Raw genomic sequence first — 13,289 nt, forward strand, 5'->3', positions numbered from 1 at the left:
CTATCTTTTTTATATTCTTTTATGATTATGTAAATAATCCAAATTAAGTTTGCTACAAATATAACCATTAATAAACTGCCAAGCAACTTGTCCATTTTCTTCCCCTAATTTCCCATGATGATACATTCTTTGATGTGATTCTTCGCCATTATAGTTGGAAACTGCTCGACATGCAATGTAGTACCGCCCTCTTTTTGCACCAAGAAAGAGGATTGCCGTCAAGCAATCCTCTTAAGGCACCAACAATACTAAACTAATGGCCATAACAATCATGCCAAGAACAACGCCATAAATTGACGAGTGAGCTTCATCGTATTTGCGGGCCGCCGGCAATAATTCGTCTAGTGAGATAAAAACCATAATTCCTGCCACCCCAGCAAATATCATACCAAACATAATATCATTCAAAAATGGCATCAATAATAAATACGCAACGAATGCCCCAACCGGCTCTGCTAAGCCTGATAAAAAAGAAAGCTTAAAAGCTTTTTTCCGGTCCCCTGTTGCAAAGAAAATAGGAACAGATACAGCAATACCTTCAGGGATATTGTGAATTGCGACAGCAATGGCAATCGCTAATCCTAAATTTGGATCACTCAATGCGGAAACAAACGTGGCAATCCCTTCAGGAAAGTTGTGTATGCCAATGGCAAGGGCAGTAAAAACGCCCATCTTCATTAAGCTCGAATAATCTTGTTGTGACGGGCCTTTCTTCAAATCTTCTACCATTTTGACTTCATGCGGATTTCCTTGTTTCGGGATCAGTTTATCTATCAAGGCTATTAGCAGCATGCCTGAAAAGAATCCGATAATTGTAAAAAGATAGCCTTGTTTCTCTCCTAGCTCCCCAACTAGTGCCACTTTAGCTTTGACAAATATCTCAACAAGGGAAACATATATCATAACACCAGCTGAGAAACCTAAAGAAAATGATAAAAATTTAGTATTCGTTCTTGAGGTAAAAAAGGCGATTAAGCTGCCGACTCCTGTTGCCAATCCTGCAAAAAGAGTTAACCCCAATGCATATAGTACACTTGCATCCATTTACATACTCCTTTATGAACTGACTTTTTATTTACTATATGCTTAATGTTTCCTTTATGAAACAATTTTCTTTAAAGCCAAAATAAAAGATGAACCACTTCCCTCTTTCTGGGAATAAACAGGAAAATGTATTTCTTTCTTATTGCGTTTTATAATAAGGTTATCGAGGTGAAAAATATGGAGGAATACATCAAAAGAGGAACATTAGATTTTCGCAAAGCCAACTTGGCATTATTCGCTGGCGCGTTTAGTACTTATGCTAATTTATATATGACGCAGCCAGTGATGCCGACGTTAACAAAATTTTTCCATATATCGCCGGCTGCGGCTAGTCTTTCCCTCTCATTTACTACAGCATCACTTGCCATTTGTATGTTAATAGTAGGTTCTCTTTCTGAAGCATGGGGCCGCAAACCTATTATGACATTTTCTATGATTGCGGTAGCTATTTTAACTTTTCTTATTGCTTTTTCGCCTAACTACCACGTCTTGTTGATCTTGAGAGTTGTCCAAGGCGCTGTTTTTGCAGGTCTACCAGCTATTGCGATGGCTTATTTAGGTGAGGAAATCGATCCAAAAAGCTTAGGAGCGGCAATGGGGCTCTATATAAGTGGAAATTCCATTGGCGGTCTTGCCGGACGGATTGTGATGGGTTCTGTGAGCGATTATTCGAATTGGCGCGTCGGAATGATTGTGATTGGCATTATTAGTTTGCTTCTTGCTATAGCATTTTACTTTTTATTGCCAAAATCTCGTCATTTTGAGCCAGATAAGCTTGCATTAAAGCCACTATTCCAATCTCTTCTTATGCATTTAAAGGATCCTGCATTATTAAGTTTATTCGGTGTTGGATTCTTGCTAATGGGATCTTTTGTAACGATGTACAACTATATAGGTTTCCAATTGATAGAACCGCCTTATTCTCTTAGCCAAACAATTGTTGGCTGGATTTTTTTAATTTATCTTGTAGGGACATTCAGTTCGGCATGGATGGGTAGTTTAGCGGACCATCACGGGCGTTACAAAATTCTTTTGAGCGGCATAGGGCTTATGCTTGCCGGTGCTCTCTTATCATTGACGGATAACTTATTTATCAAGATTGCAGGAATAGCAATTCTTACTTTCGGTTTTTTTGGAGCTCATTCCATTGCAAGTGGATGGGTTGGAAAAAGAGCAACACATGAAAAAGCACAAGCTTCTTCGCTTTACCTCTTTTTCTACTACGTAGGATCCAGTGTCGGCGGAACAACCGGCGGACTCTTTTGGTCTAAGTTCGGCTGGAGCGGTGTCGTAGGCATTGTTTTAGTCTTTTTAATCGCAGCGAGCATCCTTGCTTTTGCAATCCATAAGATTACAGTGCGCCAATCGCTCAATGCTAATCAATAAGGATTAAGACACAATAAAAAGGCTTCTGTCATCGTTTAGGATGACAGAAGCCTTTTTGGTGTTATTCTAGTGTATTTAACAAAACGTATCCGTAGATTTTGGATTTTTCAATCCAAAGAGCGGACGTATAAAGAGTGCTACATATGTGCCGAAAAAGGCCATTACTGCCCACACCCAACCATGAAGGCTGAAGGAAGCTATACCGCTGAAATATGCACCAATGTTACAGCCGAATGCAAGACGGGCACCATAACCCATCATAAGACCGCCTACTACAGCTGCTGCTGCTACTTTCGGTTGAAGTTTCTTCGGTTTAAATGTACCTTGGAATGCAGCTGATATAAATGCGCCAAGGATAATACCGAAATTCATGACACTCGTTGCATCAAGGAGCACTGATTGGCTTAAGGCATTGCCTTTAGCACCTGCGAAAAAGCCCCAGCTTGACACGTCTACACCCATTGCCATTAATGCTTTGCCACCCCATAGCGCAAAAGCAGAAGTAATACCCCAAGGGCTGCCTTTTACCGCTAAAGTCAATGCATTTAACAATGCAAGAATAATAGCAGCTGCGAATAATGGCCAAGAACCGCGAATCATTTTTTTAAAGCCTTTAGTTGTTGGTAGAGGCTTCATCATCGGTGGGCGTTTCTTTTTCGCAATCTGAACAGTAATCCAGTAGATGACAGCAAATGCGATGAGTTGGACGATTAATGCGCCCACATAACCGAGACCTGTTGATTCAGCTAACGAAATGGCTGGCAATGAAGGTGTGTCCTCCATCCAAAATGTGAAATTATATGCACCTAGAACAGATCCCGCAATGAATGCAATGAGCGTTAAAAGCATGGAAGATGTTCCTCCACCCACTTGGTAAAGTGTTCCTGATGCACATCCATTTCCAAGTTGCATACCAATCCCGAAAAGAAATGCACCGACAAGCAAGCTTGTGCCTACAGGTGAAACATTTCCCTCGGGAGCGACTCCAGTAAAACTAAAGCCCGTTCCGAGTATAATCGCGAACAAAATAGATGCAATTGCAAGCATGAGCATATGCGCTTGCAACCCTTGCACATTACCGACTGATGCCAGACGACGGAAGGCAGAGGTAAAACCAAAGCGTGCATGCAATAACGTCATGCCAAGGGCAATGCCGATAATAAATAGTACACCTTGGGTCCAATTTGCCACGTAAACAATCGAAATCAAAAGAATAATTGCTATAAGAATCCCTGCTGAAGCTAGCGGTTTTTGCATAGGGTTCAGCTTGGCAACCACTGTTGTTGATTTGTGGTCCCAATTTGAGACAGTTTTTTGAGTCATACTTTTCCCCTCTTATCCTATTAGAATACTTGGTTTTATGTTCTTTATAATAGTCTCTTTTCGATAAAAAGTAAAGAAGTTTGCTATTCATTTGATCTGTAATACATAAAATTTTGTTATTTACTAGATAAAAATGGAGAATAAGACTTCATTTGAATTATTGAAACCTCTATAAATAAACAATCCCCTTTGAGCTTTTCTGTTAGGGGATTGTTATGGACTACGTGTTTTGCCATTTTTTGCGACGTACATACCATGCCCAAACTATAACAAACCAAGCAAACCCCAATGTCCACCCTGCCGCTACATCTGAAGCGAAGTGCCTGCCTTCCGCGATACGTGACAAGCCGATTAATATAGCCAATAGTATTGCTACTAGCCGTACAATTATTGAAAAAGTGCTCTTCCGTTTATCCTCAGTCATAAAATAAGCGATGGTGAATAAAAAGAGGACACTCATCATTGCATGATTAGATGGAAAACTAAAGGATGCCAATTGATTAGGAATGTCTGGTCTAGCACGATGCACCCATTCTTTAATAAATTGATTAATCATATTTCCTCCGCCGATCGTCAACAATGTAAACATCATGCCACGATAATTGCGATCGCGTATCCATAACCAAACTAGCAGCAAAACAGCGATCGTTAAGATAAATGTTTGTTCGCCAATATAATGGAAAGCAATAATAAATCCATTGCCCTTAAGTAAATGAGCTGCTACTAAATCGATTGTCGTTACCCATTCATTCTTTAAACTTATCCATAAAAAAATAAAAATAGCAAAAGCAAGAATGCCTAAGGAATACATGATTTTTGACATGCCCAATCCCCCCTTGTTTATTAGCATACCCTTTTATACACAAACCTACTTCATCTAACGCAAGCTACTCCAGAGTAGTTTCACTTTATCATACATACAAAAAACCCCTAGCCATCTTGGGCTAGGGGTTAACAATGATTATAAAGCCTTTTCTACTTCTTTAACCATTTCTTTTACAGATTGGATACCTCCACCAGATAAGTACCATACTTCTGGGTTTAAGTAGATCATTTTTCCATCTTTATAAGCAGTTGTTTTCTTTACAATATCGTTTTCGATATCTTTTTTCGCTGAAGCGCCTTCTGTTACAACAGCATCGCGGTCTACTACGAAGATGATATCTGGATTTTTCTCTAATACATATTCATACGAAACGTTTTGTCCATGAGTTGATACTTCAATGCCTTTATCTACTGGTTTAAAACCAAATACATCGTGAATCAAGCCGAAGCGTGAAGCAGGACCGTAAGCGCTGATTTTACCTTCAGAACCTAGGATAATTAGTGATTTTTTATCTAAACCTTTTGTTTCGCCTTGAACTTTTGCGATAGTTTCATCTACACTAGCAAGTTCTGTTTTCACTTGATCTTCTTTGCCGAAAATTTTGCCTGCTAATTCTGTGTTTTCTTTAAATGATTCCATATAGCGAGATGTATCTAAACCAACATAAACAGTTGGCGCAATTTTGCTGAATTCTTTATAAAGGCTAGCTTGGCGTCCAGAAATAAAGATAACATCAGGATTCAATGAAGCCAATTTTTCAAAATCTGGCTCTTTTAATGAACCAACGTTTTCGTAATCGCTACCTTCATATTTTTTCAAGTAACCAGGAATTGAATCTTGTGGAATACCTGCAACTTTTACACCAAGTGTATCAAGTGTATCTAAGAAGCCCATATCAAATACAACTACTTTTTTCGGGTTTTTCGGAACATCAACTTTATCTTTTACAGAATCAGATGAACCATCTTCATTTTGTACTCCGAAATCGTTTGTTACGGCAATTGTTTCTTTAGAACCGCTATTAGAATTCCCTTTATCTTTGCTAGAATCTTTTGAATTACATGCGCCTAGCACAAATAGAACTGCAAATACTAATGTTAGTAATGACCACTTTTTCATTTGTTTTTCCCCTTTATCATGAATTAAAATACACACAGATTCGACAGCTATTCATCTCTTGAATAGGTATATCCATATCGTATATTTCTTTGAGTGACGCGGAATTAATGATTTCACTGGTTGGCCCTTCTTTTACGACTTTTCCATCTTTGAGCGCCACAATAAAATCTGAATAAACGGATGCGAAGTTGATATCATGAAGTACAATCACTACAGTCTTGCCCAATTCATCAACAAGTTTACGCAAAATCTTCATGATTTGAACAGAATGTTTCATGTCCAGATTATTTAATGGTTCGTCTAGCAAAACATATTCGGTATCTTGAGCAATAACCATCGCGATAAATGCGCGTTGTCGTTGCCCACCAGACAATTCATCTAAATAATCATGTTGGATATCCTCTAAGTTCATATAATGAATGGCTTCATCAACTTTTTTTTGGTCCTCTTCAGTAAGATGGCCTTGCGAATATGGGAAGCGTCCAAAAGAAACGAGTTCACGAATGCTTAACCTAACATTCATAAAATTGGATTGTTTTAGAATAGATACGCGTTTTGCGAAATCATTGGACTTCACTCTCTTTACATCAGTGCTGTCTAACAATACTTCACCGGTATCCGCATCAAGTAAACGGCTCACCATCGACAATAGCGTCGATTTTCCGGCGCCATTTGGGCCAATAAAGGAAGTGATTTTACCTCTTTGTATATCAACACTTACCTTATCAACGACCATTTTCTTTCCAAAATACTTGGAAATCTCTTTTACTTGGATCATGCAGATCGACTCTCCTTCAATAATAAGTAAATAAAGTAGATACCACCGATGAAATTGACGATAACACTTAATGTTGTTGAGAATGTAAATACTCGCTCAACTATCCATTGGCCTCCGATTAATGCAACTAAACTCATAAATGACGCACCCGTAATCAAAATGGAATGCTTATACGTTTTGAAAAATTGATAAGATAAATTGGCTACTATCAAACCGAAGAATGTAATAGGCCCAACAAGTGCCGTTGATACTGAAATAAGTATCGCTGAGATGATCAGCATGCGCTTGACCACTTTATCATAAGGCACACCTAAATTAATCGCTGTATCTCGGCCGAGTGATAGAACGTCTAGTTGATTGATCATTCTAACACCATAGATCATGACAATCACAACTACCACTAATGCCAGCCATACGAGATCACCGTTGACATTATTGAAACTAGCAAACATTTTGTCTTGTACGCGGGTAAATTCATTTGGATCAATCAAAACTTCCATAAAAGTCGTGATACTTCCTAAGAACGTCCCCACAATTATGCCCACTAACAGCAAAAAGTAAATCGGTTTCCCACCAGCGCGAAATAAAAATTGGTATAGGATTAGCGCAAAGCCTATCATAACGACAACTGACACAAAGAAGTTCACTTGCGCGTTCATAATGATAATATGGCCAGATCCAGAAAAGAAAATAATAAACGTTTGCAAAAGCAAATATAGAGAATCTAACCCCATAATACTTGGAGTCAAAATACGGTTATGCGTAATCGTTTGGAAAATGACCGTTGAATAAGCGATAGAAACACCTGTCAAAGCCATTGCCAAAATCTTAATTAGTCTCCGAGGCAATATGTAATCATAATTGCCGTTCAAGCCTTGGAAAATATACAGTGCGCTAAATATAAGCGCAACGCCTAGCAATATTGCTAATTTAATACTATTACGCATACGCCTTCCCCCTAAATAACAAGAATAGGAAGACTGCACTGCCTATGACGCCTACCATTAAGCTGATAGAAATCTCATATGGATAGATAAGGACACGGCCTAATATATCGCAGATTAAGAGGAATATAGCCCCTAAAAGCGCAGTATGTGGCAGTGTTTTTTGCAAGTGGTCTCCTTTAAAAATGGAGACAATATTGGGAATGATCAATCCTAAAAATGGAATCATACCAACTGTTAAAACAACAGTAGTAGTAACTAAAGCAACAAGGATTAAGCCGAAATTAACGATACGTTTATAAGCAAGCCCTAGGTTTTTTGCAAAATCTTCACCCATTCCAGCCACTGTAAAACGGTTGGCATAGAAGTAGGCGATAATCAATACAGGCACACTAATATAAAGCAGTTCGTAGCGACCTTTCATGATCATCGAGAAGTCACCTTGTAGCCATGTTGAGATATTTTGGATCACATTGGACTTATAAGCAAAGAACGTCGTGATAGAAGACAATATATTCCCAAACATCAATCCGACAAGCGGTATGAAAATCGCATCTTTAAATTTAATACGGTCCAATATTTGCATAAATAATAATGTGCCGGCAAGCGCAAATACGAAGGATACCGCCATTTTTTCAAGCATCGAAGCGTTTGCAAATAACAGCATCGATACAAGAATCCCTAAACGAGTAGCATCTAATGTACCAGCCGTTGTAGGCGATACGAATTTATTGCGGCTCAAACTTTGCATAATTAAGCCTGCAATACTCATCCCAAAGCCCGCCAAAATAATCGCAACCAATCTTGGTACGCGACTGATGAGGAAAATTTGTGTCTTTTCTGAATGTAAGTTTAATAAGTCCTTTGGTGTGATATCACTTACCCCCACAAAGAGAGAGATAAGAGACAACACAACAAGTGCTATCAATAAATATCGTTTTTTCATGGCAATCCCGTCTACTTCCTCTTCCTTTATTAGGTGATACATCTGCAAATGAAAATCATTATCACTTGCTCCTACTTAATTATAGCATCTGAATATTATATTTCAACCGTTAATTGAAAATGATTATCAAAAGGATTTATATATTATAGATTAGTATTTCTTTCGTTATCATAGTACGTAAAGTAATGCCTAAACCCCTACAAAGTGAAAAATCTCTTTATTCGACAATATGTTTATTCCTAGTAGACAAGGGTAATAAAGTCGATATCAACAGGAATATTTTATATTTGGAGGTAAAAAGATGGTCAATCGATTTACAGGTGAATTTCATGACATGTGGTACAGAGTAGCAAACTTTATTCCCAATATATTAGGAGCTATTCTGCTACTGGTCGTAGCTTGGCTTGTTGCAACTCTTATCCAAGCTATTTTTACAAAAGGCCTCAAAAAAATCGGCGCATCACGAGCAATGACGAGAGCTCATATGGCAACTGATGATAGGGACGCCCACAATAAGCTCAATTCTATTGGTAAAATACTTTACTATCTTGTGTTCATATTGTTCTTGCCGAGCGTATTAGATCAGTTGAGAATGAATTCAGTAGCGAATCCTATTTCTAATATGATGGATAAAACACTCGATTTCCTACCTAACTTATTCATGGCTGCTATTATTTTAGTGATTGGTTACTTTGTAGCCAAATTTGTCCGCAACATCGTTTCTATGATCTTAGGAACAATCAACATTGATAAATGGTTCAATAAATTGACCAAACGTGGAAACGGAGAAGTAATGTCTCCTGATAGTAAAACTACGCTTACCAATGTACTGTCTAACGTTGTTTTCATTTTAATCCTGATTCCGATTGTCACTGTTGCACTTGAAACACTTGGAATCGACTCCATTACACGTCCAGTTACTGCTATGTTAAATGAAGTGCTCAATATGATTCCAAATATTTTTGTAGCGGTTATATTAATCCTTATTGGTATCGTTCTAGCACGTTTTATTGGAGAATTGCTTAGCAATCTCTTAAAAGGCACAGGCATCGACGATGTATCAAAATATTTAAATCAAAAACAACAATCATCTATGCCATCATTTGATATTGCCACAATTATTGGTAAAGTTGTGCAAGTACTTATTATTATATTCTTTACAGTTGAAGGACTCAATGTTTTGCATCTAGAAGTTCTACAAGATATCGGTATGGCTGTTATTAGCTACCTGCCACTTCTATTAAGTGCATTCGTTATTATTTTGCTTGGCTTTATCGGCTCTACCCTTCTTGGTAACTATATTCGCCAAGCTACAGGCAATCGTTTATTTGGCGGCATCGTTAAGTATGCCATTCTTATCATGGCAATCTTTATGGCCCTTTCACAATTGCACTTCGGTACAAGCATTGTTAATCTAGCCTTCTTGTTCGTCATAGCTGGCCTTTCAGTGGCATTTGCCCTATCATTTGGGCTTGGCGGTCGAGAATTTGCTAGTCGCCAACTGCAAAAGTTTGAAGCGAAAATGGAGAAAGAAAGTAAGAATTCAAAAGACGAATAAACGCTCCATCATTAAAGCCTAATTTCTAAATAAGGAAATTAGGCTTTAATATTATCTTAATGGAAATAAAATAAAAAGCTTGCCTGCAAACCATATAAACTGATTTACAAGCAAGCTTATTTTAAAATCGCTATAAAGCGAATTTCGATTTTATTTAATATCGCCCATTTTTTTAGAGATCCATGGACTTAGTATTAACATGATGATAAATAATGCAACGGAAGCACCGCCAAGGAATCCGAAGTATTGTACCTCAGAAATTTTATCAAACAACTTAGCTAATTGAGCATTCAATGCTTGTGCTGCAGTACTAGTCAAGAACCATAGTGACATTGTTTGCGCCGCAAATGCAGCCGGAGCTAATTTTGTTGTTGCCGATAAACCAACCGGTGACATTAATAATTCACCTACTACTACTAAGAAGAATGAAATAACGATCCACCATGGGCTAATTAACTCTGTACCGCCTGAAGAGATTGCTGGAATAATCATAATCAAGAATGATGCCCCTGCAAACAACAAGGAGAATGAGAATTTAATTGGCGTAGATGGTTGACGATTGCCCAGTTTCATCCAAATAGCCGCAAAGATTGGTGCCATTGTAATAATGAATAATGGGTTCAATGATTGGAACCATGGTGCTGGGATATTATAGGAGCCAATTGATAAGTCTGTACGCTGCTTAATATAAGTAGCAAGTATAGTAGAACCTTGCTCTTGAATAACCCAGAACATTGTACCAGTAATAAACAAAGGGATGTATGCAAGAAGGTGAGACTTTTCTTTCGCTTCTGTTTTCTTACTAGTAAACATCCAAATGAAAACACAAATTGGTGCTAATAAACCAATGACTGTAAAGAAGTTAACTACATTGTTAATTGTAATGAGGCCAACCATTGCCGCAATAACAACTAAAATTGCTATAATTACTAGGGAAATTATGAAATTCTTAATGATTTTCCCACGTTCAACATCAGTCAGTGGATTTTTAGGTTCCATACCTGCTAGTCCTAATTTTTGCTTTTGATTATGTGTATAGAAGAATAATCCAATTGCCATACCAATAGCAGCAACACTAAAACCAACGTGATAGTTGTATTCCTCTTTTACAGCACCTACAACTAATGGAGCGATAAATGCCCCTGCATTAATTCCCATGTAGAAAATATTAAAGCCTGCATCGCGACGATTGTCACCTTCGGCATAAATTTCACCAACAATTGAAGATACGTTTGGTTTCAATAAACCTGTACCTAGAATAATAAATACCATTGAAGTGAATAAGAATGGCAAACCTCCAGGAATCGCCAGACATATATGTCCAACAATAATTAATATACCACCCCAGAATGAAGTTCTTCTTGTTCCTAATAAGCGGTCAGCAACCCATCCGCCAATAATACCTGACATATAAACTAATGAGCCGTAGATTGCCATAATGGAAGAGGCAGTAGTTTCACTAAGGCCTAAACCGCCGTTTTTCACGGTATCGTACATAAAATAAATCAGAATTGCTTTCATTCCGTAATATGAGAAACGCTCCCAGAATTCAGTAAAGAATAAACTAAACAGGCCTTTTGGATGACCAAAGAATCCCTTTTGAGGGACTGATTTTACGATTTCCTCTCTTGTTGCCATAAGAAACTCTCCTTCTTTCAATATAAAAAATAGTCCAACAATTCTAACTATAAACTATATCTCTTTTCATAACTTTAAAGTTTAGTGAAGTATGTTGTCCATTATACATGCACACTTGTGTTATGTCAAAAAAATTTTTCATGGTGGAAAATTTTATATTTTCTGATTTCATATGGGGTAACCGCACGTTTTTCCCTATTATTCAATAGTATTATTAATTATTAAATAAATATGTATATTTAAAAATAAAATATTAAAAAAACAATAGAGTTTAACGTGTATGCTCTATAAATACAAATAACCTTGTCCGACTTAGTAGCATAATCCCTATTCCAAAGGAAAGACTGTAAGCATGCTTTATAATACCTGCACGTTTACAGTCTCATTATATTTCTAGGTCCCTTGTGAATTTGCTAAGCATGAGGACTAAATTAAGTATTGCTTGTACTTTTGCATAATAGCTTCCTTCACTTCTGCTTTGACGACTGTTCCTGATTCCTCATAGGATGTCTCCAGTATATGGGCATGCTCATTTAAGTAAGAAACGATCTCTCCCCTTTCATACGGGATGCAGAGTGTGCAGGTAACATAATCTTTAAAAATATGGCTGCGAATGAGCTGTAGCAATTCATCTATGCCTTTTCTTTCCTTAGCTGACATCCATATCTGATTGTGATTGGTGTATGGGTAGGCCAAGTTTGCAAGATCTGCTTTATTGAAGACATTGATTGTTGGAACATCTACTACACCAACTGCTTCAAGCGTATCATTGGTGACTTCCATCATATATTGATTTTCCGGATTAGAGGCATCTACCACATGAAGCAACAAATCCGCATCTCTAGCTTCTTCCAATGTTGAACGAAAAGCTTTTACTAAATGGTGAGGTAATTTGCTGACAAAGCCAACTGTATCCGTCAGTAAAAAGCTCTTGTTATCAGGCAATGAAATCTGTCTTACAGAAGTCTCCAATGTTGCAAAGAGCATATTTTTTTCAAATACTTGCTTGTGCTCTTCCTGGCTTGTATTTTGAAGCAGCTGATTCATGATAGTCGATTTACCAGCATTTGTGTAGCCGACAATGGAAACAATAGGAATTTCGCTTTTCCGTCGTTGCTTCCTTTGCGTTTCTCGCTGTTCTTTTACGCTCTCCAGCTCTTTATGAAGCTTAGCAATTTGATCTTCAATTTTACGTCGATCCAGCTCCAGCTTTGTTTCGCCGGCACCTCTGTTTTTGAAACCACCGCCTGTACCGCCGCCCTGCCTACTTAATGAATCGCGAAGACCAACTAATCTTGGCAGCATATATTGCAATTGTGCGAGTTCCACTTGCATTTGCGCTTCCTTCGACTTGGCGCGCCTTGCAAAAATATCCAGGATGAGCATCGTCCGGTCAATTACCTTACATTCCAGGTCTCTTTCAAGATTTCGTATTTGAGATGGAGATAATTCATCATCAAAGATGACTAAGTTTGCATCAACTGCTTCATAATATCTTTTGATTTCTTCTATTTTACCAGTCCCTACATAGTGTGAAGGATTGACTCGTTCTAAATTTTGCGTAACTACACCCACTACTTCTACATTCAATGCCTCAGCTAAATTTCCAAGCTCTTCAATTGAGTAGTCAAAGTGCAAATCATTATGTAGATTGACTCCAACTAATACCGCCTTTTCTTGCAATTCTTCCATGTATGTTCCTCCCTCATGCGACTGGATGCTAAAAG

General features: G+C 37.9%; 11 protein-coding genes. 2 read left to right on the forward strand and 9 right to left on the reverse strand.

Annotated features, from left to right (window positions below):
• Positions 1-231: 231 nt before the first annotated feature.
• Positions 232-1,044: a zinc transporter ZupT gene (gene zupT, locus M2M59_RS14610; protein ID WP_150285430.1), complete on the reverse strand. Its 813-nt coding sequence runs from the start codon at positions 1,042-1,044 to the stop codon at positions 232-234.
• A gap of 177 nt (positions 1,045-1,221) precedes the next feature.
• Here zupT and M2M59_RS14615 point away from each other — a divergent pair, with 177 nt between their 5' ends.
• A complete protein-coding gene (locus tag M2M59_RS14615; RefSeq protein WP_147197072.1) occupies positions 1,222-2,430 on the forward strand; it encodes an MFS transporter in 1,209 nt (402 codons plus the stop codon).
• Positions 2,431-2,505: 75 nt separating this feature from the next.
• On the opposite strand, the gene M2M59_RS14620 is transcribed toward M2M59_RS14615, so the two are convergent.
• The 6 genes from M2M59_RS14620 to M2M59_RS14645 form a co-directional block, all read right to left on the reverse strand.
• Complete coding sequence (locus tag M2M59_RS14620; RefSeq protein ID WP_147197070.1) at positions 2,506-3,753, reverse strand: YeeE/YedE family protein; 1,248 nt, start codon at positions 3,751-3,753, stop codon at positions 2,506-2,508.
• Between the two features lie 220 nt (positions 3,754-3,973).
• The gene (locus M2M59_RS14625) at positions 3,974-4,576 is read right to left on the reverse strand and encodes a phosphatase PAP2 family protein (protein ID WP_249774956.1); all 603 of its coding nucleotides are present in this window, start codon (positions 4,574-4,576) and stop codon (positions 3,974-3,976) included.
• A gap of 138 nt (positions 4,577-4,714) precedes the next feature.
• Complete coding sequence (locus tag M2M59_RS14630; protein ID WP_147197067.1) at positions 4,715-5,698, reverse strand: siderophore ABC transporter substrate-binding protein; 984 nt, start codon at positions 5,696-5,698, stop codon at positions 4,715-4,717.
• Positions 5,699-5,714: 16 nt separating this feature from the next.
• Positions 5,715-6,476: an iron ABC transporter ATP-binding protein gene (locus M2M59_RS14635; protein ID WP_147197065.1), complete on the reverse strand. Its 762-nt coding sequence runs from the start codon at positions 6,474-6,476 to the stop codon at positions 5,715-5,717.
• On the reverse strand, positions 6,473-7,423 hold the full coding sequence (locus tag M2M59_RS14640; RefSeq protein WP_249774957.1) for an iron chelate uptake ABC transporter family permease subunit: 951 nt from the start codon (positions 7,421-7,423) through the stop codon (positions 6,473-6,475). Before M2M59_RS14640 ends, M2M59_RS14635 begins: the two co-directional genes overlap by 4 nt.
• Positions 7,416-8,366, reverse strand: a complete 951-nt coding sequence (locus M2M59_RS14645; RefSeq protein ID WP_066791983.1) for an ABC transporter permease — start codon at positions 8,364-8,366, stop codon at positions 7,416-7,418. Before M2M59_RS14645 ends, M2M59_RS14640 begins: the two co-directional genes overlap by 8 nt.
• 301 nt (positions 8,367-8,667) lie before the next feature.
• On the opposite strand from M2M59_RS14645, the gene M2M59_RS14650 reads away from it, so the two are divergent.
• On the forward strand, positions 8,668-9,924 hold the full coding sequence (locus M2M59_RS14650; RefSeq protein ID WP_249774958.1) for a mechanosensitive ion channel: 1,257 nt from the start codon (positions 8,668-8,670) through the stop codon (positions 9,922-9,924).
• Positions 9,925-10,074: 150 nt separating this feature from the next.
• Here M2M59_RS14650 and M2M59_RS14655 read toward each other — a convergent pair whose 3' ends face one another.
• Complete coding sequence (locus M2M59_RS14655; protein ID WP_147197060.1) at positions 10,075-11,562, reverse strand: peptide MFS transporter; 1,488 nt, start codon at positions 11,560-11,562, stop codon at positions 10,075-10,077.
• Between the two features lie 426 nt (positions 11,563-11,988).
• The gene (hflX, locus tag M2M59_RS14660; protein WP_147197059.1) at positions 11,989-13,254 is read right to left on the reverse strand and encodes a GTPase HflX; all 1,266 of its coding nucleotides are present in this window, start codon (positions 13,252-13,254) and stop codon (positions 11,989-11,991) included.
• Between the last annotated feature and the right edge of the window lie 35 nt (positions 13,255-13,289).

The sequence above is a fragment of the Rummeliibacillus sp. G93 genome (assembly GCF_023515935.1).
GTDB lineage: Bacteria > Bacillota > Bacilli > Bacillales_A > Planococcaceae > Rummeliibacillus > Rummeliibacillus stabekisii.